The sequence below is a fragment of the Massilia sp. LXY-5 genome, assembly GCF_059801075.1.
In genome coordinates, this window is sequence record NZ_JBNNEH010000005.1 from 519167 (window position 1) to 542106 (window position 22940).

At 66.4% G+C, this 22940-nt stretch carries 24 protein-coding genes and 1 pseudogene; 18 read left to right on the forward strand and 7 right to left on the reverse strand.

Features of this window, described 5'->3' with window-relative positions; all coding sequences use genetic code 11:
- Positions 1–27: 27 nt before the first annotated feature.
- The 3 genes from ACI48I_RS17410 to ACI48I_RS17420 form a co-directional block, all read right to left on the reverse strand.
- The gene (locus tag ACI48I_RS17410; protein ID WP_498574917.1) at positions 28–2421 is read right to left on the reverse strand and encodes a bifunctional salicylyl-CoA 5-hydroxylase/oxidoreductase; all 2394 of its coding nucleotides are present in this window, start codon (positions 2419–2421) and stop codon (positions 28–30) included.
- The gene (locus ACI48I_RS17415; RefSeq protein ID WP_498574918.1) at positions 2418–4052 is read right to left on the reverse strand and encodes an AMP-binding protein; all 1635 of its coding nucleotides are present in this window, start codon (positions 4050–4052) and stop codon (positions 2418–2420) included. Before ACI48I_RS17415 ends, ACI48I_RS17410 begins: the two co-directional genes overlap by 4 nt.
- Positions 4053–4400: 348 nt before the next feature.
- On the reverse strand, positions 4401–5573 hold the full coding sequence (locus ACI48I_RS17420) for a hypothetical protein (protein WP_498574919.1): 1173 nt from the start codon (positions 5571–5573) through the stop codon (positions 4401–4403).
- Between the two features lie 455 nt (positions 5574–6028).
- On the opposite strand from ACI48I_RS17420, the gene ACI48I_RS17425 reads away from it, so the two are divergent.
- The 7 genes from ACI48I_RS17425 (at position 6029) to ACI48I_RS17455 (ending at position 11702) form a co-directional block, all read left to right on the forward strand.
- A complete protein-coding gene (locus tag ACI48I_RS17425) occupies positions 6029–6451 on the forward strand; it encodes a hypothetical protein (protein ID WP_193685986.1) in 423 nt (140 codons plus the stop codon).
- Positions 6452–6556: 105 nt separating this feature from the next.
- Positions 6557–6880, forward strand: coding sequence for a hypothetical protein (locus ACI48I_RS17430; protein ID WP_193685987.1), 324 nt, complete (start codon positions 6557–6559; stop codon positions 6878–6880).
- Positions 6877–8274 (forward strand): TolC family protein, encoded by a 1398-nt coding sequence (locus ACI48I_RS17435; RefSeq protein ID WP_498574920.1) that lies wholly within the window; start codon positions 6877–6879, stop codon positions 8272–8274. Before ACI48I_RS17430 ends, ACI48I_RS17435 begins: the two co-directional genes overlap by 4 nt.
- Positions 8271–9662 (forward strand): multicopper oxidase family protein, encoded by a 1392-nt coding sequence (locus ACI48I_RS17440; RefSeq protein WP_498574921.1) that lies wholly within the window; start codon positions 8271–8273, stop codon positions 9660–9662. The genes ACI48I_RS17435 and ACI48I_RS17440 overlap by 4 nt, the downstream gene beginning before the upstream one ends.
- A 26-nt stretch (positions 9663–9688) precedes the next feature.
- Positions 9689–10387 (forward strand): DUF411 domain-containing protein, encoded by a 699-nt coding sequence (locus tag ACI48I_RS17445; RefSeq protein ID WP_498574922.1) that lies wholly within the window; start codon positions 9689–9691, stop codon positions 10385–10387.
- 23 nt (positions 10388–10410) lie between these two features.
- A complete protein-coding gene (gene copC, locus ACI48I_RS17450; protein WP_193685990.1) occupies positions 10411–10776 on the forward strand; it encodes a copper homeostasis periplasmic binding protein CopC in 366 nt (121 codons plus the stop codon).
- Complete coding sequence (locus ACI48I_RS17455; RefSeq protein ID WP_498574923.1) at positions 10776–11702, forward strand: CopD family protein; 927 nt, start codon at positions 10776–10778, stop codon at positions 11700–11702. Before copC ends, ACI48I_RS17455 begins: the two co-directional genes overlap by 1 nt.
- A gap of 12 nt (positions 11703–11714) precedes the next feature.
- On the opposite strand, the gene dmeF is transcribed toward ACI48I_RS17455, so the two are convergent.
- From dmeF to ACI48I_RS17470, 3 genes are read right to left on the reverse strand one after another with little or no spacing between them, the layout of a single operon-like run.
- Positions 11715–12737 carry a CDF family Co(II)/Ni(II) efflux transporter DmeF gene (gene dmeF / locus ACI48I_RS17460; protein ID WP_498574924.1) on the reverse strand — a complete coding sequence of 341 codons (1023 nt, stop codon included), beginning with the start codon at positions 12735–12737 and terminating at the stop codon, positions 11715–11717.
- A 21-nt stretch (positions 12738–12758) separates the two neighbouring features.
- The gene (locus ACI48I_RS17465; RefSeq protein WP_193685993.1) at positions 12759–12935 is read right to left on the reverse strand and encodes a DUF1289 domain-containing protein; all 177 of its coding nucleotides are present in this window, start codon (positions 12933–12935) and stop codon (positions 12759–12761) included.
- Positions 12936–12941: 6 nt separating this feature from the next.
- Positions 12942–13217, reverse strand: coding sequence for a metal/formaldehyde-sensitive transcriptional repressor (locus ACI48I_RS17470; RefSeq protein WP_498574925.1), 276 nt, complete (start codon positions 13215–13217; stop codon positions 12942–12944).
- Positions 13218–13373: 156 nt separating this feature from the next.
- Between ACI48I_RS17470 and gntR the strand changes: the two genes are divergently transcribed.
- The 8 genes and pseudogenes from gntR (at position 13374) to ACI48I_RS17510 (ending at position 20229) form a co-directional block, all read left to right on the forward strand.
- On the forward strand, positions 13374–14435 hold the full coding sequence (gene gntR / locus ACI48I_RS17475; RefSeq protein ID WP_498574926.1) for an HTH-type transcriptional regulator GntR: 1062 nt from the start codon (positions 13374–13376) through the stop codon (positions 14433–14435).
- A gap of 181 nt (positions 14436–14616) precedes the next feature.
- Positions 14617–15144 carry a gluconokinase gene (locus ACI48I_RS17480; protein WP_227496474.1) on the forward strand — a complete coding sequence of 176 codons (528 nt, stop codon included), beginning with the start codon at positions 14617–14619 and terminating at the stop codon, positions 15142–15144.
- A 25-nt stretch (positions 15145–15169) separates the two neighbouring features.
- A complete protein-coding gene (locus ACI48I_RS17485) occupies positions 15170–16489 on the forward strand; it encodes an MFS transporter (RefSeq protein ID WP_193685996.1) in 1320 nt (439 codons plus the stop codon).
- Positions 16490–16508: 19 nt separating this feature from the next.
- Positions 16509–17576, forward strand: a complete 1068-nt coding sequence (locus tag ACI48I_RS17490; protein WP_193685997.1) for a porin — start codon at positions 16509–16511, stop codon at positions 17574–17576.
- A 36-nt stretch (positions 17577–17612) separates the two neighbouring features.
- Positions 17613–17945: a hypothetical protein gene (locus tag ACI48I_RS17495; RefSeq protein ID WP_498574927.1), complete on the forward strand. Its 333-nt coding sequence runs from the start codon at positions 17613–17615 to the stop codon at positions 17943–17945.
- A gap of 77 nt (positions 17946–18022) precedes the next feature.
- Positions 18023–18865, forward strand: a complete 843-nt coding sequence (locus tag ACI48I_RS17500) for a universal stress protein (RefSeq protein WP_498574928.1) — start codon at positions 18023–18025, stop codon at positions 18863–18865.
- A gap of 79 nt (positions 18866–18944) precedes the next feature.
- Positions 18945–19235 (forward strand): annotated as a pseudogene (locus tag ACI48I_RS17505) (NAD(P)-dependent alcohol dehydrogenase); the annotation flags it as partial.
- 163 nt (positions 19236–19398) lie between these two features.
- Positions 19399–20229: a universal stress protein gene (locus ACI48I_RS17510; protein WP_227496475.1), complete on the forward strand. Its 831-nt coding sequence runs from the start codon at positions 19399–19401 to the stop codon at positions 20227–20229.
- Positions 20230–20241: 12 nt separating this feature from the next.
- On the opposite strand, the gene ACI48I_RS17515 is transcribed toward ACI48I_RS17510, so the two are convergent.
- The gene (locus ACI48I_RS17515) at positions 20242–20829 is read right to left on the reverse strand and encodes an NAD(P)H-dependent oxidoreductase (protein WP_498574929.1); all 588 of its coding nucleotides are present in this window, start codon (positions 20827–20829) and stop codon (positions 20242–20244) included.
- Between the two features lie 385 nt (positions 20830–21214).
- Between ACI48I_RS17515 and ACI48I_RS17520 the strand changes: the two genes are divergently transcribed.
- From ACI48I_RS17520 to ACI48I_RS17530, 3 genes are read left to right on the forward strand one after another with little or no spacing between them, the layout of a single operon-like run.
- Positions 21215–21778: a cytochrome b gene (locus tag ACI48I_RS17520; RefSeq protein WP_193686001.1), complete on the forward strand. Its 564-nt coding sequence runs from the start codon at positions 21215–21217 to the stop codon at positions 21776–21778.
- A complete protein-coding gene (locus ACI48I_RS17525; RefSeq protein WP_193686002.1) occupies positions 21775–22326 on the forward strand; it encodes a YceI family protein in 552 nt (183 codons plus the stop codon). Before ACI48I_RS17520 ends, ACI48I_RS17525 begins: the two co-directional genes overlap by 4 nt.
- 29 nt (positions 22327–22355) lie before the next feature.
- The gene (locus ACI48I_RS17530) at positions 22356–22931 is read left to right on the forward strand and encodes a YceI family protein (protein WP_193686003.1); all 576 of its coding nucleotides are present in this window, start codon (positions 22356–22358) and stop codon (positions 22929–22931) included.
- Positions 22932–22940 lie beyond the last annotated feature (9 nt).

Sequence of the window (22940 nt, forward strand, 5' to 3'; positions counted from 1 at the left end):
GCGCTGCTTGCGTGTTTGCCGGTCACCTCAGCCCTCCAGCAAGCGGGCCGCGACCTGCTGCGGGGTGAGCCCGCTGCTCGCCGCCGCCATCTGCCGTTCGCGTTCGAGGTTGCGCTCGAGCTGCTGCTTGCCGGCGTAGTACTGCTTCGGCCAGGCGATATCCGTGTAGCCCAGTTTCGCCGTTTCGTGCAGGGTCCAGGCCGGGTCGGCCAGGTGCGGCCGCGCGATCGCGCACAGGTCGGCGCGGCCGGAAGCAATGATGCTGTTCGCGTGATCCGCCTCGAAGATCGCGCCCACGGCGATGGTCGGAATCCCGACCTCGTTGCGGATGCGGTCCGCGAACGGAGTCTGGTACATGCGCCCATACACCGGCCGTTCCTTCTTGCTGACCTGGCCCGAGGAGACGTCGATCATGTCCGCGCCTGCCGCCTTGAACAGGCGCGCGACGTCGACCGCATCGTCCGGGGTCAGTCCGCCGGGGGTCCAGTCGTGGGCGGACAGGCGCACGCTGATCGGCTTGTCCGCGGGCCAGGCGGCGCGGATCGCGGCGAACACCTCGAGCGGATAGCGGCAGCGGTTCTCCAGGCTGCCGCCGTATTCGTCGCTGCGCTGGTTGGTGAGCGGCGAGATGAAGCTGGACAGGAAGTAGCCGTGGGCGCAGTGCAGTTCGAGCCAGTCGAAGTTGGCCTCTGCCGCCGCTTCGGTCGCGCGCACGAAGTCCTGCCTGATGCGCTCCAGGTCCGCGCGGCTGGCCTCGCGCGCCAGCTGCGACACGCCTTCCAGGTACTGCTGGGGAGAAGCGGAGACCAGCGGCCAGTTGCCTTCTTCCAGCGGCAGGTCGGTGCCGTCCCAGGATCGCCGGGTCGATCCCTTGGCGCCGGCGTGGCCGAGCTGCATGGCGATCTTCGCATCGCTGCTCGCGTGGACGAAATCGACGATCCGCTTCCAGGCCGCCGTGTGCCCGGGCGTGTACATGCCGGGACAGCCCGGCGTGATGCGGGCGTCGGCGGAGACGCAGGTCATCTCGGCGAAGACCATCCCGGCGCCACCCAGCGCCCGGCTGCCCAGGTGCACCAGGTGGTAGTCGCCGGCCACGCCGTCCACGGCCGAATACTGGGCCATCGGCGAAACGACGATGCGGTTTTTCAGCACCGTGCCGCGCAGGCGGAAAGGCGTGAGCATCGGCGGTATGCTGCTTTGCCCGCGCGGCAGCGCCAGCCCGGCCTGTTCAAAGGCCCGCCTGGCGATCCAGTCCTCGAAGCGGTTGACGTAATCGGGATCGCGCAGGCGCAGGTTTTCGTGCGACAGGCGCTGGCTGCGGGTCAGCATCGAATAGGCGAACTGCTCGGCCTCCATGGCGGTGTAGCGTTCGACGTTCTCGAACCACTCCATCGAATTGCGCGCTGCGCTCTGGATCTTCAGCACCTCGACCGCGCGCAACTGCTGGTAGGCGTCCAGCACCTTGTCGATGCCCGCGCCGTTCTCGCGTTCGAAGCAGCGCGCCAGCTCGATCGCATCCTCAAGCGCCAGCTTGGTGCCGGAGCCGATGGAAAAATGCGCGGTATGGGCGGCGTCGCCCATCAGCACGACCGGCACGCGGCGCCCGTCGACGGCGTTCCAGTGCACCCACTGGCGGCACACGATGCGCGGGAAGGTGATCCACATGGCGGAGCCGCGCAGGTGCTTCGCATTGCTCATCAAGGCGTGGCCGTCGAGGTGGCGCGCGAACAGCCTTTCGCAAAAGGCGATGCCCTCTTCCTGGCTCATGTCGGCCAGGCCCGACTTTCTCCAGACCTCTTCCGGCGTCTCGACGATGAAGGTCGAGGTGTCGCCGTCGTACTGGTAGCAATGGGCCTGGAACCAGCCGTGTTCAGTCTCTTCGAAGGCAAAGGTGAAGGCGTCGAACTTCTTCTTCGTGCCGAGCCAGACGAAGCGGCAGTGGCGGCTGTCGATGTCGGGCTGGTAAGTATCGGCGTAGCGGCTGCGTACGCGGCTGTTCAGGCCATCGCAGGCGATCACGAGGTCGGCCCCGTACTGGCTGGCGATGGCGCCGTCGTCGGCGACCTCGGTTTCGAAGACCAGCCGCACCCCGAGCTCCTCGCAGCGCGCCTGCAGGATGTTCAGCAGGCGCTTGCGGCCGATGCCGCAGAAGCCGTGCCCGCCAGAGGTGATGGTGCGGCCCTTGAAATGGACGTCGATGTCGTCCCAGTGGTTGAAGGATTGCAGGATGGTGCGTGCGGTCTGTTCGTCCGCGGCCACCAGGTTGCCCAGGGTCTGGTCGGAGAACACGACGCCCCAGCCGAAGGTGTCGTAGGGCCGGTTGCGCTCGATGACCGTGATGGCGTGCGTCGGGTCCTGCTTCTTCATCAGCAGGGCGAAATACAGTCCGGCCGGGCCGCCGCCGATGCAAACGATGTTCATGACGTCTCCATGCTTTCTTTTGCTTCCTGGCGCAGCTTGAAGCGCTGCAGCTTGCCGGTTTCGGTACGCGGCAATGCGGCGCGAAACGCGATCCGGCGCGGATATTTGTAGGGCGCGACGGTCCGCTTCACATGGTCCTGCAGCGCCTTTGCCATCTCCGGGCCGCCTTCGAAGCCGGCGCGCAGAACGACATAGGCCTGCACCACCTGGCCTCGTTCCGGGTCGGGGGCGCCGACCACGCCGCACTCGGCCACCGCCGGATGCTGCAGCAGCACGTCCTCCACTTCCGGCCCGGCGATGTTGTAGCCGGCCGAGATGATCATGTCGTCGGTACGGGCCTGGAACCAGTAATAGCCGTCGGCGTCGACCTGGTAGGCGTCGCCGGTCAGGTTCCAGCCATGGCAGACGTAGTCGAGCTGGCGCGGGTCGGCCAGGTAGCGGCAGCCGGTCGGACCCTTCACCGCGAGGCGCCCGGTGACGCCGGGGCCGACCGGATTGCCGTCGTCGTCCAGGATGCAGGCGTGGTATCCGGGGATCGGCCGGCCGGTGGCGCCGGGCCGGATGTCCGCGCCGGCGGCCGAAATAAAGATGTGCAGCATTTCGGTGGCGCCGATGCCGTCGATCATGGCCAGGCCCGTGGCCTCCTGCCAGGCCTGGCGCGTCTGCAGCGGCAGCGCTTCGCCGGCCGAGACGCTGCGGGTCAGGCTGGCGAGATCGTGCTGCGCGGCCAGCGGCGCCATCTGCCGGTAGAAGGTGGGCGCGGTGAAGCAGACGGTGGCGCGATACCTGGCAATCGCCGCCAGCAGCAGCTCGGGCGTGAGCTTTTCGAGCAGCACCGCCGAGGCGCCGTAGCGCAGCGGGAACAATAGCAGGCCGCCGAGGCCGAAGGTAAAGGCCAGCGGCGGCGTGCCGATGAAGACATCGGCAGGCGTCGTCGCCAGCATCGAGCGCGGAAAGCAGTCGCAGATCGCCAGCACGTCGCGGTGGAAGTGCATCGTGCCCTTCGGGCGCCCGGTGGTGCCGGAGGTGAAACTGAGCAGGCAGACGTCCTGGGACCAGGTGTCGAGCGCCTCGAAGCGCGGCGGCATGGCCGCCATCAGGGCCTCGAGTGCGTCCGGGGCCGGGTCGTTAAAGGAGAGTATGCGCGGCGCTGTCTCGAGCTCGCGGCAGGCCAGGTCCAGTTCCGCGCGCAGGTCGGCGGTACACAGCACCGCGTCCACCCGCGCCAGCGTCATGATTGTGCCGAGTTCCCTGGCGCGCAGCAGCGGCATGGTAGGTACGGCGATCAGGCCGGCCTTCCAGGTCGCCAGGATGCAGGCCGCCATCATCGGGTTGTTGGCGCCGCGCAGCAGGACGCGGTTGCCGGGGACGAGGTTCAGCTCCGTGCGCAGCACGCCGGCGATACGGTCGACCTTCTCCAGCAGCTCGGCATAGGTCCAGTCCAGGTGCGCACCGCGGATCGCTGTCGAGGCGCCGTGGCCGCGCGCGACCATCCGGTCCAGCAGTTCGGCTGCGCAGTTGAGACGGTCCGGATAGGCCAGCTCGTCGAGCTCGAACAGCAGCTCGGGCCACTGTTCGCGTGGCGGCAGGTTGTCGTTCGCAAAGGTGTCCAGGTACGCGGTTCCGCTCATGGTGTCTCCGGCCAGTCGGGGAGGACAATCGGGGAAGGCATGGGCGCTCGTGGCACCCATGCCGGCCTCACGGCACAATCCTGGATACTTTAAGCTTAAACTAGATTGGGTGGCAAGCGATTCCGCTCGCTGGCTTTGAGGGCGGTAGCGGACCTTCATCAGGTGCAGTGGTCGTTCAACGTCAGCTTGAAAACAAGTGATCCGTTCAACTGAACACTGCACCAACTTCTGCGGCCGGCCAGATCGTGATTTGCCTGGATGGGGGCAGTCATGAAGGTCTTATGATGGTCCACAGGACAGGACGAGCGGGTATATTCCATTCCTGTTCGCCAGACTTCCTGACAACGCTCACTTGAGTGCATCGCGTAACATATGTTTCGTCAATGCTTGCGCAGGCCTCCAGACCATGGGCAGCTTCGCGAACTTTGCGAGTTTTCTGATCTTCCGCGAACGCCGCATTGCGACCGAAATCTGGTCCGCGATGTCGCTGCGTCCACGTTCCAGTGCAGTCGTATGAAGGTGAAGAAAGAATACCTCATCGATATCGTGACCCATATAAATCTTGGAAATACGGTCAATGTGATACTTCGAGCGATCGAATAGCACTGCATCGTCAAGTTTACCGAAGAGATCGAGTGCAATCATGGTGCGGTAGCATTTCTCGCACCGGCAGCAATTTTTATTATCCTGTCCGTTCGCGTCCTCACCTCGAAAGCACACATGCAGTTCGTTCAATGCCCTCTTGTCACGGCTCAGGTATTCGATCTTTTCAGTTCTTGAATATGCCGTTCCCTCATGAATGATTTTCGTATGTACGGTCGAGAAAAGAGGATCGGACAAAGGATGAGAACCCCATGGATCCAGACTGGAGTAATCGCATGATGCCGGAAGTAATATTTCATGGAAATGATCTTCGAACATTAACCCCACCGCAGCCAAAGCAGGGCCGAACGCAAACAATTCCCAGTGGGCTTTCTTCCAGCGCGTTTCGCGGATATTGGTTCGAACAGGAATGAAACACGCTTGATAGTGCGCGGCGATCGCGGAAAGGCGTTCGCAGTGATGCTTGAACGCTTCGTTTTTTGTAATCGGCATGTCAAAACCCTGGACCGTGATCCAGTTTTTAACGTCAGGACGGCGCAGTACCGTAAACGTCGAATCGACACCGGCAGAAAAGAACGATGCCGTCGTACGTTCTGTAAACGGGCGTGCTTCAAGGGGACCCGTCGTGATGTTGACCAGGTGCATTTCTTTACGCCAATATGCCCACAGACGGACAACGCTTTCTGCACCGCGCAGTAATGCAGGATCGACTGGAAGCGGGATGTGCAAGTCTTCGCCAACTGTCGCTGCGAGCGGCAACAAAATAGCCAGCCATGGGTTGCCACTCGATGAAGGCGTATAGGATTCCGGAAGTTCGAACCAGTAATCCTCGAGAACACCGTCGTCGTATTCCACCGTCCCCGTTACACGAACGATTCCGTTCGTATGTTGTGTCTTCAACACCCGCACCAATTTCATTTCCGGCCCTTAATTATTTCTGAATAGATATGTTTAATACAAATAAATATACCACATGAATTATGCATTGAACATTCCTTGCCGATTTGTATGATCATTGCCACAGACTGCAAATTGTGAATTAAAGCGACGTTACTTTCACATGAAGGTTATCAAAGAGCCGATCGCGTACATTGAATGCCGCAAATAATTGTCGAGTTCAAAAGGGCGTTTCATGGGAGTTATAACGTTCGCTTCGGGCCGGAAGCGAGCGCTACAATACGATTGCATTCGACTATAAGCGGACTGAGAAATATGGAAATATGGAAATCCCATTCGATATGACTTTCCCAAAGGCGAATTAAGAATAGTCAGCGATGCCGAGGGTCGACAACGGAGGTCTCCCAGCGGATCGGATAGCAAGCACTGCGAGCGGCTTAACCGCTCAAAACTGCCGTGCTATACTCGGCGCACTCATGAACCGCACCGTCAAAACCTTCCTCATCTGGCTGTTGATGCTCGTGCTGCCACTCCACGCGGTGGCGGCGAACGTCGGGATGTCGTGCGCGCCGGTCAAAGGTCTGGTTCATGTGATGGCTGACGTTTCAATGGCGCACCATGGCGATGCCGATGCTGCGCAGGCCCACCACGGCCATGCGCGCGGCGACGCCTCGGCTGCACATCAGGACGACGCTGCGGCCAAAGACCCCGGCAAGAAGCCGCACTCGTCCTGCAGTGCCTGCTCGGCACTGTGCATCGGTGCGGTGGCGCCTCCCTCCGCCTTCCTTCCCCTGCCCGCCTTCGACGGCTCCGACGCCGTCACCGTGGCGCCTGCGCGCTTCGCCGCCGGCTTCATTCCGGACGGCCTGCAACGACCTCCCCGGCATCCCTCGGCTTGATCGATCCGGGAGCTGACTGCCGCCGGTGCATCCGCACCGCCGCGTCCGCGTCCCGACTACAGGCGCGTGCAGCTGCACGCCGTGTTACCGATTTCGAGGATCCGTATGAAACCGATATTCCTGGCCACCGTCACCGGTGTCCTGCTGGCTGCGTCCTTCTGTACGCAGGCCGAGCCATCCGCGCGTACGCCGAACCCGCTCGACCCGAACGCGCCGGTTCCCGCGCCGGCCCATGATTCCGCGCTGAGCGGCTATGTGCGCTTCAGCGCGGACGCTTCAGCCACGCCCGACAAAACCTGGCGCCGCGCGAACGATACCCTCGCCGGCAATGAAGGCGGCGACGGCCACGCCAGCGCCGCGGCTCCCGGCGCGCCCGCAGCGCCTGCCGCTGCGCACAGCCACCATCATCCGGTCCCGGCAAAACAATGAGGACGCAGCCCTTCCCGATCAGGCTGCGCGTCGCCGCAGGCGCGTGCCTGCTCGTCCTCGGCGGATGCGCCAGCTTCAGCAAGGACGGCGGCCTCGACGCCGTCTCCACCATGACGTCGGAGCGCATCGGCCAGGATGTGCGCCTGCACGAAACGGGCGACGCGGCCGACGCCGAGGCCTATGCCGAGGCCGCCCGCCTGCTGGCGCAGCCGCTCACGCCCGACGCCGCCGTGCGCGTGGCCCTGCTCAACAACCGTGCCCTGCGCGCCTCCCTCGCCCGGCTCGGCGTGGCCGAGGCCGACCTGGTCCAGGCCGGCCGCATGCGCAATCCCGGTATCGGCTTCAGCCGCATGTCCGGCGGCGGCGAAACCGACATCGAGCGTAGCGTGATGGTCGACCTGGTCGGCCTGCTGACGATGCCGATGCGGCGCGATATCGAGGCGCGCCGCTTCGAGGGCGCCAAACTGGCCGCGGCGCTTGACGCCGTGCGCCTGGCCGCCGATACCCGCAAGGCCTGGTTCAATGCGGTGGCGGCGGCACAGTCGGCGCGCTACGCCGGGCAGGTGCGCGAAGCCGCGCAGGCCGGCGCCGAGCTGGCCGCGCGCATGGCGCAGGTCGGCAACCTCAGTGCCCTCGACCAGGCGCGCGAACAGGCTTTCTCGGCCGAGGCCACGGCGCAGCTGGCGCGCGCCCGCCACAACGCCGTCGCGGCGCGCGAACATTTGGCGCGGATGATGGGCGCCTGGGGAGAGCAGACCGCCTTCGGGCTGCCGGAACGCCTGCCCGATCTACCCGCGAGCCCGAAGGCAGCGGGCGCATTCGAGGCCGAGGCCATGCAACAGCGGCTCGACCTGCGCCTGGCAAGGCTGGAGCTTGAGGCGACCGCGCGCGCACTGGGCCTGACGAAGGCGACCGGTTTCATTAACGTCCTCGATGCCGGCTACCTCAATTCCAGCAAGACCGGGTCGGCGCGCGAGGACGGCTACGCCATCGAACTCTCGCTGCCGCTGTTCGACTGGGGCGGCGCGCGCGTCGCGAAAGCCGAGGCGGTCTACATGGCCTCCGTCCACCGCGCCGCGAGCGCCGCCGTGCTGGCCCGCTCGCAGGTGCGCGAGGCCTGGTCCGCCTACCGCACGGGTTACGACCTCGCCCGCCACTACCGCGACGAGATCGTGCCCCTGCAGAAGAAGATCTCGGACGAGACCCTGCTGCGCTATAACGGCATGCTGGTGAGCGTCTTCGAACTGCTGGCCGACGCGCGCAGCCAGATCGGCGGCGTCAACGCGGCGATCCTGGCCCAGCGCGATTTCTGGATTGCCGAGACCGAACTGCAGGCGGCCATCCATGGCGGCGCCGCCGCAGTACCGAACACCGAACAAGGATTGAGCCAATGAGTTCACGTCGAGACTTTTTCAGCGGCGCCGCGGCGCTGGTCGGCGCCGGGCTGGTGAGCCGTGCCGGCGCGGCCACCCTGCCCGAAGCGCCCATCATGGGGAGCGCAGCCACCCAGCCGCCGCCGGCGCCGCCCAACGGCCGTCCCTACAACCCGGTGGTGACCCTCAACGGCTGGTCGCTGCCCTGGCGCATGAAGGACGGCGTCAAGGAATTCCACCTGATCGCCGAGCCGGTGGTGCGCGAAATCGCACCCGGCATGCAGGCCAACCTGTGGGGCTACAACGGCCAGAGCCCGGGTCCGACGATCGAGGTGGTCGAGGGCGACCGCGTGCGCATCTTCGTCACCAACCGCCTGCCCGAGCACACCAGCATCCACTGGCACGGCCAGCGCCTGCCGAACGGGATGGACGGCATCACCGGGCTGACCCAGCCCGGCATCCAGCCAGGTAAAACCTTCGTCTACGAATTCGTCGCGCGCCGGCCCGGCACCTTCATGTACCACCCGCACGCCGACGAAATGGTGCAGATGGCGATGGGCATGATGGGCTTCTGGGTCACGCACCCGAAGAACCCGGCCCTGCACGCGGTCGACCGCGACTTCGTCTTCCTGTTGAATGCCTACGACATCGAACCGGGCAGCTATACGCCGAAGGTCAACGAGATGACGGACTTTAACCTGTGGACCTTCAACAGCCGCGCCTTCCCCGGCATCGACACGATGAACGTGCGCCAGGGCGACCGCGTGCGCATCCGCGCCGGCAACCTGACGATGACCAACCACCCGATCCACCTGCACGGCCACGAGTTCGAAGTCACCGGCACCGACGGCGGCTGGACCCGGCCCGAGTCGCGCTGGCCCGAGGTGACGACCGATATCGCGGTGGGGCAAATGCGCGCCATCGAATTCATCGCCGACGCACCGGGCGACTGGCCCTTCCACTGCCACAAGTCGCACCACACGATGAACGCCATGGGCCACAAGGTGCCGACCCTGATCGGCGTCGACCAGCGCGGCGTGGCCGAGAAGATCGCGAAACTGGTGCCGGACTATATGGTCATGGGCGACAAGGGCGGCTCGATGGGAGGAATGGACATGCCGATTCCCGAGAACACGCTGCCGATGATGGGCGGCCAGGGCCCCTTTGGCGACATCGAAATGGGCGGGATGTTCACCCTCCTCAAGGTGCGCAAGGACCAGAAGCCGGGCGACTACCGCGACCCGGGCTGGTACAGGCATCCTCCCGGCACGGTCGCCTGGGAATGGACGGGCGAGCCGCCCGCCGCCGTGCGCAGCAACGGGCCGGGCGCCGCGGCGACGCCGGACAGGAAACCCGTTGAAGTCGAAGTCACCGTCCGCAAGCCTACCGGCCACCAGGGCCATCACTGATTGCAATTCATACGAAAGGATTGAACATGAAACGACGCGAATTCTCCCTTCTCGCCCTGGCCGGCGCCTTCGGCCTGCCGGCCCTGGCGCGCGCCGCAGCGCCCGTGATCGAGGTCTACAAGAGCGAAGCCTGCGGCTGCTGCGGCGCCTGGGTCGAGCACCTGAAGGCCAACGGCTTCGCGCCGCGCGTGACGAACGTGGACAACCCGTCCGACTACCGCGAACGCGCCGGCATCCCGAACCAGCTCGGCTCCTGCCACACGGCGCTGGTCGGCGGCTATGCCATCGAAGGACACGTCCCCGCCGCCGAGATCAAGCGCCTGCTGGCCGAGAAGCCGAAGGCGCGCGGGCTGGCCGTGCCCGGCATGCCGCTCGGTTCCCCGGGCATGGAAGGACCGCGCAAGGACCCGTTCGACGTCTTCCTCGTCGACCGCAGCGGCCGCGCGACGGTCTACAAGCATTACGGCCAGGAGGTCCAGGCGGTGCAGGCTGGCGCGCCCGCCGACCTGGTCGACGCCGAAGTGAAAAAGGTCGACCGGGAAGCCGGCAAGATCACCATGCGCCACGGCGAACTGAAAAACCTGAACATGCCGGGCATGACGATGGCCTTCCGCGTCCGGGAAGCGGCGATGCTCGACGGCGTCAAGGCCGGCGACCAGGTGAAGTTCAGCGCCGACCGCGTGAACGGCGCGATCACCGTCGTGCAGCTCCAGCTGGCACAATAGGCCATTCATACGGGAGAATCACGATGAAGACGAACAAGCTGGCCGCCGCGGCCCTGGCGACCCTCGCATGCGCATTCGCCTCGCAGGCATGGGCCCACGCGAAGCTGCAGGCCTCGACACCAAAGGCCGACAGCGTGGTCAGTGCTGCCCCGGCGCAGCTGCGCCTGCAGTTCAATGAGCCGCTCGAGCTGCCCTTCAGTAAAGTCAAACTGGTCGACGACAAGGGCGTTGAGCTCCAACCGTCGAAGATCGCCGTCGACGCCGCCGATCCGAAGACCCTGGTGGGGGTACTGCCCGCGCTGCACCCCGGCGCCTGGCGCGTGCAATGGACGACCGTGACCCGCGACGGCCACAAGGTCAAGGGCGAGTTCGGCTTCCGCGTCAAGTGATGGAGGGCGAACTCGCCCTGGCCCAGCGCATCGCGACCGCCCTCCTCAACCTGGCGCTGGCCGGCGTGGTGGGCGCCGCCATCGCGCGCCTGTGGCTGCGGCGCGGCGTCTCGCCCTGGGCCAGGGCGCTGGACCTGCGCCTGCACGGCGCGATGCGGGCCGGCGTGGCGGCTGCCGGCCTGGCGTATGGCGCCGTGCTCTGGCTGGAAGCGGCAGCGATGGCCGAAGTGCCGCTCGCGCAGGCCTTCCCGGCCGTGCAGTCGGTGCTCGCGGCCACCCATTATGGGCTGGCATGGATGAGCGGTGCGGGCGCGCTGCTCGTGCTCGGGCTGACGCTCGTGCTGCCGGGCGGACGCGGCGCGGCGGCCGGCCTGCTGCGGCTGGTCGCGCTGGCGGCGCTCCTGTACAGCCGCAGCACCGTCAGCCACGCCGCGGCCGGCGGCGACTTCACCTGGGCCGTGGCGGCCGACTGGCTGCACCTGGTGCTGGCAAGCGTCTGGGTCGGCGCGGTGCTGGTCGCCGGGCTGGCCGCGCTGCGCGCGCAGCCGGCCGACCCGCAGAGCCGTCTCGAGTGCGGCGCCTACGTGCAGGCGCTGTCCCGTTCAGCGACCGTCGCGCTGGCCGGCATCGTCGCCACCGGCGCCGTCAGCGCCTGGCGCAGCCTGGGCACCATCGGGAACGCCTTCGGCAATCCCTATGCGGACACCCTGCTGCTCAAGCTGACGCTGGTGCTGTGCGCGGCGGCGCTCGGGGGACTGAACCGTTTCTCCGTCATGCCGGCCCTGCTGAAGGGCCTGCGGCAGGCCGGCCCGACACCACCCGCTACGCGCCGCAGGTTTGTCCTCATCCTGCGCGTGGAAACAGTCTTCCTGCTTGCCGCGCTGGTAACGGCAGCCTTCCTGGCTGCGACGCCGCCACCCGGTTAAGGCGCGCCCACCTCACCCGCGCTGCGCACCTTGCCGGTAATGCACTTCGATGGTCGAATGCACGATCTCTTCGTGGACGCCGAGCTGCTCGCGCAACCGGGCCGGGGTCAGCGCCGCGTCGTTCGTGACCACACTCATCGCGCAGGAATAAAACTGCTTGCCGACGCGCCAGACGTGCAGGTCGACCAGCCTGGTGGCGCCGGGCGCCGACGCGCCGGCCACGACTTCGCGGATTTCTTCCACCACCGGCGCATCCATTTCGCGGTCGAGCAGGACCTTGCCGGTTTCGACGATCAGGTTCTTCGCCCAGACCGCCACCAGCACCGCGCCGACGATGCCCATCACCGGATCGAGCCAGGACCAGCCGAAGGCCCAGCCACCGACCAGCGCGGCGATCGCCAGCACCGAGGTCGCCGCGTCGGCGATGACGTGGACGTAGGCGGACTTCAGGTTGAGGTCGTGATGTCCGTGGCCGCGATCATGACCATGGTCGTGGCCATGATGATCGTGTCCATGATGGTCGTGGCCGTGGTGCCCGTGTCCGTGGTCATGGTGCGCATGGCCGAGGATGCTGGCGCAGACGACGTTCACGACCAGGCCGATGATGGCGATCACGATGGCGTCCCGGTAATGGATGGGCTGGGGTGCGAAGATGCGCTCGATCGAGCTGAAGGCCATCAGCGCGGCGATCCCCAGCAGGAAGACGGCGCTGGTGAAGCCCGCCAGGATCTCGATTTTCCAGGTACCGAAGGCAAAGCGCGGGTCCTGCGCATACTTGCGCGCCGCCGCGTAGGCAAAGGCGCTCAGGCCGATCGCCAGCGCGTGGGAGCTCATGTGCCAGCCGTCGGCCAGCAGGGCCATCGAGTTCAGCCACCAGCCGGCGGCGATCTCGACCACCATCATGGCGAGGGTGATCCACATCACCATGCGCGTGCCGCGCTCGGCCTTGTTGCTGCCCTTGTCGAAGATGTGGTCGTGCGCGAGTTCGTCGCCGATGTGTGCGTGTGCGATGTGTGCTTGTGTCAGGTCCTGCATGGTTTTCCTCCACCAGCCGCGCTAGCGCCCGGCCAGTTTTTTCTCGCGCCGCGCGCGTTCGTTGATGATCTGGTGCCGGCGATGGTCGGTCATCTTCTTCCACTCGCGCGCTTCCGCCTGCGTGCGCAGGCAGCCGGTGCACAGGCTGGTCTTGCGGTCGAACTGGCACAGCTCGACGCAGGGCGATTTGACGGCCATCGCTGTCTACTTGAGGTAACTGCGGATCACGTCCAGCAGTTCGTCCGCCCCCTCGGTGCGCGCGGCCTGCGACAGCTCGCCGGCGGCGACGTGCTCGCGCACGTGGTCGTCGATCACCTCGAGCATCAGGCCGTTCATGGCCCCGCGGCTGGCGGCCAGCAGGTGCAGGATGTCGGTACAGCCGGCTTCGGCCTCGAGTGCCCGCTCGACGGCTTCGACCTGGCCCCGGATGCGGCGTACGCGGGCCAGCAATTTGGTTTTTTGACGTGCGGTATGGGACAAGGCAGGCTCGCTGAAGTATAGGGTACCGGGGTATTCTACCAGTCCAGTGCGCGGGTGCAGCCATTCGCCAATTCCTGCGTCATTTGCCATAATCGTGCTCCAATACAAGTCATCCGCTTGATAACGCTACCAAATGTGGTCCGGAACCAGATAACGATGAGCAAAGCACAGACCCAACGTACCCGCGCCAGCGGCCGCGTCACGCTGGCCGAGGTGGCGGCGCGCGCCGGCGTCGGCACCATGACGGCCTCGCGCGCGATCAGCCAGCCGGAAATGGTGTCGCCGGCGCTGCGGGCCCGGGTCGGGCAGGCGGTGGCGGAACTGGGCTATGTGCCCAACCGCGCGGCGCGCGCGCTGGCCTCGGCCCGCTCGAAGGTGATCGTGGTGCTGGTGCCCTCGCTGTCGAATGCAGTGTTCACCGACGTCCTCGCCGGCATCCAGGATGCGCTGGAACCGGACGGCTACCAGATCCTGATCGGGAATACCCGCTATTCGGACGCCGAGGAAGAAAAGCTGCTCAACACCTACCTGCAATCGAGCCCGGACGGCATCCTGCTGTCCGGCCTGACCCACAGCCGCCAGGTGACGGAACTGCTGGCGTCCTCGAAGCTGCCGATCGTCTCGATGATGGACCTGGCGGGCGCGCCGGACGGCCAGCCCGCCGCCTCGTCCACGACCACGGCCGGCATGTCGGTCGGCTTCTCCCAGCTGCAGGCCGGCTACACGATGACGCGCTACCTGCTCGACAAGGGTTATCAACGCATCGGCTTCATGGGTGCGCAGCGCGACGAGCGCACCCTGAAACGGCTTGAAGGCTACCGGCGCGCCCTGCAGGAAGCGGGCAGTTACGATCCCCGCCTCGAGACCATGGTGGCCGACCCGTCGACGATCGCGCTCGGCGCCGAACTGCTGGGCCGCATGCTCTCGAGCACGCCCGATTGCGACGCCATCTTCTGCTGCAACGACGACCTGGCCCAGGGCGCGATCTTCCAGTGCCAGCGGCGCGGCATCGCCGTGCCGCGCCAGCTCGCCATCTGCGGCTTCAACGACCTGCCGGTGTCGGCCTGGATGAATCCGTCCGTCACCACGATCGCCACCCCGCGCTACCGGGTCGGCTTCGAGGCGGCCCAGCTGCTGCGCGCCGTGATCCGCGGCGAGACCCCCGCCGCCACCCGCATCGACCTCGGCTTCACCCTGATGGCCCGCGAGAGCGCCTGATTTCCTGAGCCCCGATCCGCCCTCCCGCCTTCGCCGCCGGGGGCGGCCGCCGCATTGCGCGCGCAATCCTTATGCGGCAGTGCAGCATAAATAGCACTTTACAAATTCATTGATCGGCGTAGACTCGCCTCCACTTTGGTAGCGCTACCAAACGCGCTCAACTTTTACTGGTGTTCCGACTATGCAAGAGCAACTCATTTCCAGTCCCGAGCCGGCCCGCTGGGTCGTCATGGGCGTCTCCGGCTGCGGCAAGAGCGAGGTCGGCAAGCGCCTGGCGGCTGCCCTCGGCGTCCGTTTTCTCGAGGGCGACGCCTACCACAGCGCCTCGAACGTGGCCAAGATGGCGGCCGGCATTCCGCTCGACGACAGCGACCGCGCGGACTGGCTGCGCACCCTGCAGGGCGAAATTGCCGATGCGGCGGCGCGCGGCGAAGGCCTGGTGCTGGCCTGCTCCGCGCTCAAGCGGCGCTACCGCGACCTGCTGCGCGCCGCCGATCCGGGCCTGCGCTTTGCTCACCTCACCGGTCCGCGCGAACTGATCGCCGAGCGCATGGGGGCGCGCACCGCCCACTACATGCCGGCCTCGCTGCTCGACAGCCAGCTGCGCGATCTCGAACCCCTGCAGGCGGACGAGGACGGCGTCCTCCTCGACCTGCGCAAACCCCTCGCCGATCTCACCGAGGACATCCTTCATCCCCAGGGTCGCTAGAACCCACCACCAACAGGAGACAGACATGACAACTACCCACAAACAGAACATCCCGCGCCGCCGCTGGGGCATCGGCGCCCTGCTCGGCATGGGCGTCCTGATCAACTACATCGACCGCATCGGCCTCTCGGTCGCGGCGCCGCAGATCAAGGAGATGTTCAACCTGACCCCGGTCGAACTCGGCCTGCTGTTCTCGGCCTTCGCCTGGTCCTATTCGCTGCTGCAGATTCCGGTCGGGATGGTGCTCGACCGCTTCGGCCCGACCCGGGTCGGGCGCTGGGGCGCCTTCCTGTGGGGCGTGGCCTCGGTCATCACCGCCTTCTCGAGCGGCTTCGCCGGCATCTTCGTGGCGCGCATCCTGCTGGGCGTGGCCGAGGCCCCGGCCTTCCCGGTCAGCTCCAAGGCCACCGGCTACTGGTTCCCGCGCCATGAACGCGGCATGGCCACCGCCATCTTCGACGCCGCCGCCAAGTTCTCGAACGTGATCGGCGTGCCGCTGGTGGCGCTCACCGTCGTGACCTTCGGCTGGCGCTGGGGTTTCGGCCTGACCGCCGCCCTGAGCTTCATGTACTTCATCGCCTTCTATGTCCTGTACCGCGACCCGAGCGCCGACGAGCGCCTCTCCAAAGTCGAACTCGACTACATCCAGCGCGGCGGCGCGGCCCCCGAAGGCCCGGCGGAAGCCGGCGCGGTCAACATGCTCGGCTACCTGCTGACCAAGTCGAAAGTCTGGGGCCTGACCATCGGCTTCGCCGCCTACGGCTACACCTTCTACCTGTTCCTGACCTGGCTGCCCGGCTACCTGGTCGAGTCCATGCACATGAGTATCCTGAAGTCGGCCGGCTTTGCGGCCATCCCCTGGGCCTTCGCCACCCTGACCGACCTGTTCGTGGGCGGCTGGCTGATCGACCACCTGATATCGAAAGGCAAGGACGAATCGAAGGTGAGGAAAGCCGTGCTGGTGACCGGCATGACCTTCGGCCTGGCCGTGTTCGGCGCGACCCAGACCACCGATCCGGCCTGGGCCATCTTCTGGATCTCGATCGCCCTCGGCGGCCTGGCCTCGGCGGCGCCGGTCAGCTGGTCGCTGCCCTCGCTGATCGCACCGAAAGGCGGCGCCGGCACGGTCGGCGGCATCATGAATTTTGCGAACAACCTGATGGGCGCGGCCGCACCGATCGTGACCGGCATGATCGTCGGCGCCACCTCCTCGTTCACGAATGCCTTCTTCGTCGCTGGCGTCATCCTGCTCATCGGCATCGCCTGCTTCGTGTTCGTCCTCGGGAAGATCGAACCGATCCCCGATCCTGCACCACGCACCATCGCTCCCGTTCCAGCAGCCTGATTCATACAAGAAGAAAACCATGACGTTCACACTCAAACCTGTCGTTTTTTGCGCCGCCATCCTTTGCAGCGGCGCGGTACTCGCTGACCCTTCGTCGGTCGCATTCTACGGCGTCGTCGACATGGGTATTTCGGTCGACGGTGGCGGCGCCGCCGGCACCTCGACCCGCGTCACCAGCGGCATGGCCACCCAGAGCCGCTGGGGCTTCCGCGGTAACGAGGAACTCGGCGGCGGCCTGGCCGCCTTCTTCGTGCTCGAAGGCGGCATCCACGCCGACAACGGCACCTCGACCCAGAACAACACGCTGTTCGGCCGCACCTCGATCGTCGGCCTGCGCGGCAAACTCGGTTCGGTGAGCATCGGCCTGCAGGACACCCCGCTGTTCACCGTGCTCAACGTCGTGGTCGACCCGCTGCGCAACGGCATCGTCCGCTCCAACAACCTGATGCCGCCGACCGGCTTCCGGGCCTCGAATTCAGTGCTGTACCGCAGCCCCGACATGAACGGGTTCACGACGGCGCTGATGTATGTGGCGGGCGAAGTGCCGGGCAAGGCGTCGGCCAGCAGCGCGGTCGGCGGCTCCTTCAACTACAGCCGCGGTCCGCTGAACGCCAGCATCGCCTTCCACCGCAAGAACAACGACAGCGCCACCGTGGGCGGCACCGACCCGGCACGCAACCTGCTGCTGGGCGCGAACTACAATTTCGGGCCGGTGCGCGGCTACCTCGGCTACGAAATCAACCGGGGACCGAACAGTGCGCCGCTCAACAACAGCGCGGCGCTGTTCGGCGGCCTGCCGCCGGTGCCCTCCACCGACAGCCACGACCTGCTGCTCGGGGCCTCGATCCCGCTCGGGGCAAGTACTGTGGTGCTGACCGGCGTGCATGCGAACGACCGCACCCTGCGCAACCAGGACGCGAACCAGTTTGGCCTGGCCTACATGTATGCGTTCTCGAAACGCAGCGACGTCTACACGTCCTACGGCACCATTCGCAACCATAATGGTGCCGCCTACACCGAGGGCAACAGCGAGGAGCCGGGCACGGGCAACCGCCAGTTCGCGATGGGACTGCGGCACCGGTTCTGAGGCGCGACCCGGCGCACGGTCGACAGCCGCGACGTGGTGGTCGGCGACCTGTGCGTGATCGGCGAAAGCGATTGCGCAAGACCAGGCCACCGGTCCCGACCTGCTTCCTGGCTGGCGCGCCACGGGATCGATGCCGCGCTCAGCGCTGCGTCGCCGGGTCTCGAAGGCGGCGCGCCCCTGCCGTCGCTGGCGGCCTACCTCGGCGCGGATTTGCTGGTGATGGGCGGATATGGCCGCGCCCGACTGGGCGAATTGCCGGCGGGCGGCGCACCAGGCAGCAAGCAGAGTTGCACGCGCCTGTCTAGTTCCCGGCGCAAATTTCATTCAAATAATCGGAGGGATTTGATCTGGATCATGGCTATTGAATGACACGGGCGTGAGACTGTAGCATGGCGCCGTTTCGCCGCCGGGCTGCCCTTTCACCCGTTCATCTCTTGAGCCGACCCATGCGTTACAAGACCGTCCTTGTCCACGCCGACCTTTCGCGCCATGCGCCCGCCCGCATCGGCCTAGCGACCGCCATTGGCGCCGAACACGGCGCGCACCTGGTCGGCGCCGCCATGACGGGGGTGTCGCGCGCGGTCTTCCCCGACGGCTGCGACGCCCGGCCGGGCACACTGCTGGCCGGCTATGTCGATCCGCTCGTGCACAGTGCGCGGGAGGCGCTTGCACGCTTCGAAGACATCGCGCGCAGCCGCGGCGTGTCCCACGAAACCCGGCTGATCAGCGACCAGGCGCCGGATGCGCTGGCACTGCTGGCGCGCTTCGCCGACCTGGTGGTCGTCAGCCAGGATGACCCCGACGAGAGCCTGGGCTACCTGCCGCCGGCGCTGCGCATGCCCGATTACGTCGTGGTCAACGCGGCATGCCCGGTGCTGGTGGTGCCGCGCGTGGACCTGGCGCCCGCCCCTGCGCGCCGGGTCCTGCTGTGCTGGAACGGCAGCCGCGAAGCTGCGGTGGCGATGGCGGCGGCCCTGCCCCTGTTGCAGCGCGCCACCCATGTAAGCCTGGCTGCGTTGACGTCCGTGTTTCCGAACGAGTTCGCGAGCGCGGCGGAACTGGACGATGCGCTCGCCTTCCTCGGGCGCCACGCGGTGCGCGCCGTGCCGTCACTGCGCGACCCCGGCGGCGACACCGGCCGCGCCATCCTCGGCCTCGCGGCCGAACTGGACTGCGACCTGGTCGTCATGGGCTGCTTCGGCCACTCACGCTTCCAGGAACTCCTGCTCGGCGGTGCAAGCAGGACCGTCTTGCAGGAGGCGGCACTGCCCGTGCTGATGGCCCGCTAAGCCCGCACGCAGGGACTACAGGGAGCGCCGTCCGCCTCGCCCTTCGCACCTTCAAGACGAACACCAGCAGGAGAACATCATGCCGGACATGAACGCAGCCGACTTCACCGGACCCGGCGAAGCGGTCGTCAAGATCACCATCACCACCAACTGCGGCACCGACGTCCACATCCTGAACCTCGACGGCCACCGGGCCCAGTGCGGCGGGCACGCTATCGGCGGCTGGCGCTTCGGCAACTGCGTCGACGGCTGCCAGGCCGGGTACGTGCGGGTGCCCTTCGCCATGGCCAACCTGGCGCCGCTTCCCGACGGCCTGAGCGACGAGCAGCTGCAGATGTGCCCGGACATCATGGACGCCGTCGCTGCCGGTCCCCCGGAAGGCTCGACCTGCAGCTGCTGGTCGCTCACCGCTTCCGCCTCGGGCAGGTCGAGGAAGCCTGTGACTTGTTCGCCCAAGGGCGCGATGGCGTTCTGAAGGTGGCGATCGCGCCCTGAATGACCCGATCTGAACACAACGAAAGAAAGGACCCGCCATGTCCATGTACAAGACGATCGTCGTCCACGTCGACGACGCCTCCCACTTCGAGGCCCGGCTGAGGGCCGCCGCCGCACTCGCCGACGCGCACGATGCGCACCTGGTCGGCACCGCCGCCACCGGAATGTCGGTCGCCGCCTACGCCATGCTGACCGGCTCGATGGGGGCGATGCCGGGCGACGAGTTCGACTCCCTGCGCGCGAGCGGCAACGCGAGCCTGGCCCGCTTTGCCGAACGTGCGCGCCAGCTCGGCGTCAGGTCGGCCGAGGGCCGGCTGGTGGAGGACGAGAGCCGCGCCGGGCTGCTGCTGCAGTCGCGCTACGCCGACCTGATCGTGGTCGCCCAGGACAGTCCCGACGCGCCGGCGGTGCGCGGACTGCCTCAATACCTGGCGCTGCATGGACCGCGGCCGGTATTGACCGTGCCGGCCGGGTATGCCGGCGAACCGATCGCCGACAGCATCGTCGTCGGCTGGGACGGCAGCGTGCCCGCCCTGCGCGCGATCGATGGCGCCATGCCGCTGCTCACCCGCGCGCGCAGCGTGCGCCTGGCGCTGATCAATCCGGAACGCGAGGTCGGCCTGCACGGCGACGAGCCGGGCGCCGACATGGCCTTGTACCTGGCGCGCCACGGCGTGCCGGTCGACGTCGTCGTCGAGCGCACGGAGTGGCCCCCCGGCGAAGCCCTGCTGCGCATCGCGCACGACAACGATGCCGGGCTGCTGGTCACGGGCGCTTTCGGCCACAGCCGCTACCGCGAGATCGTGCTCGGCGGCGCCACCCGGGTACTCCTCGAGCGTGCACCGATTCCGGTACTGTACGCGCATTGAGCATGCCGGCCGTCAGCGCGCCGCCGCCCCAAGCCGGCGCAAGTGTGCGCACCAGCGCTCGACCTGCTGCGGCGTGAGCGACGCGGCGCCGCCCACCACGCACGTGCGCACCGGCCGGATGCCTGCAAAGCCGAGGATGTTGCGTTGCAAGGCCTTCAGGCTGTGCGCCCGGTAGAACCAGCGGTACAGTACCGCCGGCATGCCCATGGTGACGATCACGCGCGCGCTGCGCCCGCCCAGCAGCCCGGCGCGCAGGGGATTGCGGCTTTCCGCTGCGATAGCGAAGCCCGGCCGCGCCACCTGTTCCAGGAAGGCCTTGAGCAGCGCCGGCATCTCCCCCAGCCACAAGGGATACACGAGCACCAGGTGGGTCGCCTGCATGATCTGCTCCTGGACGGGGGCGAGCGCGGCCGGCACGCTGCCATGCTGCCATTCCTCTGCGCTGCGCAGCAGCGGAAAGTCGATCAGCGCGGGTTCGACCGTCTCGACGGCGTGGCCGGCGCCGCGCGCACCGTCGGCATAGGCCTGCGCCAGCGCGTGGCACAGGTGCCGCTTGCTACGGTCGGGATGCCCCTGGATGATGAGGATGCGCTGTGCCATCACGGCGCCCCGCGCGGGTCCCGCGGGTCCAGTATGCGGCCAACACTGCCCGTGCGCGCGCAGGCACCGATGAGCGCCACGGAATCGGGCGTGAAAAAGTGGTCGAGGTTGCGGATACTCATCTGGCGCTCCCGGTGCCTGCCGCCTGTGGCGGTCCCAGGTCCCAGCTTACGTCGACAGCCGGCCACTCGACAAGCCGCCGCTTGATTTGCATCAAATATCTCGAGAAGGAAGGTGAACCGCGCCGTCCTGTCAGCGCAGCCACGGCAAACATGGCGAATTGGATCATTAAATGGAACAGTGTTATCCGAACGGATAGCTTACTCTCGCTTTGCGGAACAGATAAAGTGCTGCCATCGCAAATGATTTGACAGGCAGCAAGTCCATGAAGGCATCGACACCCCAGCGTTACAGCCCGACCGCCATTGCCCTGCACTGGCTGGTGGCGCTCCTGATCGTCGGCACCTTCACGCTCGGCCTGGTGATGACCGACATCCCCGGCCTGACGCCGACCAAGCTGAAGTATTTTTCCTGGCACAAGTGGGCCGGCGTGACCGTGCTGCTGCTGGCCGCCCTGCGCCTGCTGTGGCGCCTGCGCACACCGGCGCCGGCCTATCCGGCCACGATGCCGGCCTGGCAGCACCTCGCCGCCCACGGCACCCACGCCTTCCTCTACCTGCTGATGTTCGGCGTGCCGCTGTCCGGCTATTTCTACACCCTCGCCGCGGGCGTACCGGTGGTGTACTTCGGCCTGTTCCAGCTGCCTGTATTGATCGAACCGGACCTGGCCCTCAAGCCGGTGCTGAAGGCCGTGCACTACTGGCTCAACATGGGCATGGCGGCCCTGGTCTTCATGCACGTCGCCGCCGCCCTGAAACACCTCGTCGTCGACCGCGACGGCATCACGCAGCGCATGCTGCCGTTTTCGAAAGCAAAGGAAGTCCAATGAAATCCCTGCGCCGCCTGGCCCTTGCGGCCGCCATCGTCCCGTTGTTCGTTCACGCTGCGCCGCTCAAGCTCGACGCCGCCCGCAGCAATGTGAGTGCCGTCTTCAAGCAGATGAACGTTCCGGTCGAAGCGAAATTCAAGCAGTTCAATGCCGTCATCGATTACGACGCCAAGCGTCCCGAAGCGGCGAAGGCGCAGGTGAACATCGCCACCGCCAGTCTCGATATCGGCGACCCCGAATACAACCGCGAAGTCGGCAAGAAGGAATGGTTCGACAGCGCCCGCTTCCCGCAGGCCAGCTTCGTCTCGAGCGCCATCAAGCCGGCCGCCAATGGCGCCTTGACGGTCGCCGGCAAGCTGACGATCAAGGGCAAGACGGCCGACGTCGCCTTCCCCTTGACCGTGAAGACGGAGGCCGGCAAGCAAATCTTCGAAGGCCAGATCCCGATCAAGCGCCTGGCCTTCGGCATCGGCGAGGGCGAGTGGAGCGATACCGGCATGCTCGCCAATGAAGTCACCATCAAATTCCGCGTCGCAGCGGCTAACTAATCCATTACCAACCAGAGGATCTACACAACATGAACATCAAGCACATCGCCGCCGCCATCTTTGCCCTGACCGCCGCCACCGGCGCCATCGCCGCCGACACCTATGCCATCGAGCCGAACCACACCTTCCCGAGCTTCGAGGCGGACCACATGGGCGGCCTGTCGATCTGGCGCGGCAAGTTCACGAACACGAGCGGCAACATCGTTCTCGATCGCGCAGCGAAAACCGGCAGCGTGGACATCACCATCGATGCCAGCACCCTCGACTTCGGCCACGCCAAGATGAGCGAGCACGCCAAGGGTCCGGACATGTTCGACGTCGCCAAATTCCCGACCGCGACCTACAAGTCGAAGTCGATCACCTTCAAGGGCGACAAGCCCGTGTCGGTCGACGGCGAGCTGACCCTGCACGGCGTGACCAAGCCGGTCAAGCTGAGCATCAACCAGTTCAAGTGCATCCAGCACCCGATGTTCAAGCGCGAAGTCTGCGGCGCCGATGCTTCGGCCAGCTTCAACCGCAGCGATTTCGGCATCGACTACGGCGTGCAAATGGGCTTCAACCCGACCGTCAAGCTGGCGATCCAGGTCGAAGCGCTGAAGCAGTAAGCTCTGCCC

Coding starts and splice junctions, on each gene's coding strand:
- dmeF (WP_498574924.1), bottom strand. CDS start 12,737: ATGCAGGACCTGACACAAGCACACATCGCACACGCACACATCGGCGAC.
- ACI48I_RS17435 (WP_498574920.1), top strand. CDS start 6,877: ATGAGGACGCAGCCCTTCCCGATCAGGCTGCGCGTCGCCGCAGGCGCG.
- ACI48I_RS17430 (WP_193685987.1), top strand. CDS start 6,557: ATGAAACCGATATTCCTGGCCACCGTCACCGGTGTCCTGCTGGCTGCG.
- ACI48I_RS17515 (WP_498574929.1), bottom strand. CDS start 20,829: ATGGCACAGCGCATCCTCATCATCCAGGGGCATCCCGACCGTAGCAAG.
- ACI48I_RS17510 (WP_227496475.1), top strand. CDS start 19,399: ATGTCCATGTACAAGACGATCGTCGTCCACGTCGACGACGCCTCCCAC.
- ACI48I_RS17490 (WP_193685997.1), top strand. CDS start 16,509: ATGACGTTCACACTCAAACCTGTCGTTTTTTGCGCCGCCATCCTTTGC.
- gntR (WP_498574926.1), top strand. CDS start 13,374: ATGAGCAAAGCACAGACCCAACGTACCCGCGCCAGCGGCCGCGTCACG.
- ACI48I_RS17425 (WP_193685986.1), top strand. CDS start 6,029: ATGAACCGCACCGTCAAAACCTTCCTCATCTGGCTGTTGATGCTCGTG.
- ACI48I_RS17530 (WP_193686003.1), top strand. CDS start 22,356: ATGAACATCAAGCACATCGCCGCCGCCATCTTTGCCCTGACCGCCGCC.
- ACI48I_RS17415 (WP_498574918.1), bottom strand. CDS start 4,052: ATGAGCGGAACCGCGTACCTGGACACCTTTGCGAACGACAACCTGCCG.
- ACI48I_RS17445 (WP_498574922.1), top strand. CDS start 9,689: ATGAAACGACGCGAATTCTCCCTTCTCGCCCTGGCCGGCGCCTTCGGC.
- ACI48I_RS17465 (WP_193685993.1), bottom strand. CDS start 12,935: ATGGCCGTCAAATCGCCCTGCGTCGAGCTGTGCCAGTTCGACCGCAAG.
- ACI48I_RS17480 (WP_227496474.1), top strand. CDS start 14,617: ATGCAAGAGCAACTCATTTCCAGTCCCGAGCCGGCCCGCTGGGTCGTC.
- copC (WP_193685990.1), top strand. CDS start 10,411: ATGAAGACGAACAAGCTGGCCGCCGCGGCCCTGGCGACCCTCGCATGC.
- ACI48I_RS17520 (WP_193686001.1), top strand. CDS start 21,215: ATGAAGGCATCGACACCCCAGCGTTACAGCCCGACCGCCATTGCCCTG.
- ACI48I_RS17485 (WP_193685996.1), top strand. CDS start 15,170: ATGACAACTACCCACAAACAGAACATCCCGCGCCGCCGCTGGGGCATC.
- ACI48I_RS17525 (WP_193686002.1), top strand. CDS start 21,775: ATGAAATCCCTGCGCCGCCTGGCCCTTGCGGCCGCCATCGTCCCGTTG.
- ACI48I_RS17440 (WP_498574921.1), top strand. CDS start 8,271: ATGAGTTCACGTCGAGACTTTTTCAGCGGCGCCGCGGCGCTGGTCGGC.
- ACI48I_RS17500 (WP_498574928.1), top strand. CDS start 18,023: ATGCGTTACAAGACCGTCCTTGTCCACGCCGACCTTTCGCGCCATGCG.
- ACI48I_RS17420 (WP_498574919.1), bottom strand. CDS start 5,573: ATGAAATTGGTGCGGGTGTTGAAGACACAACATACGAACGGAATCGTT.
- ACI48I_RS17455 (WP_498574923.1), top strand. CDS start 10,776: ATGGAGGGCGAACTCGCCCTGGCCCAGCGCATCGCGACCGCCCTCCTC.
- ACI48I_RS17410 (WP_498574917.1), bottom strand. CDS start 2,421: ATGAACATCGTTTGCATCGGCGGCGGCCCGGCCGGACTGTATTTCGCC.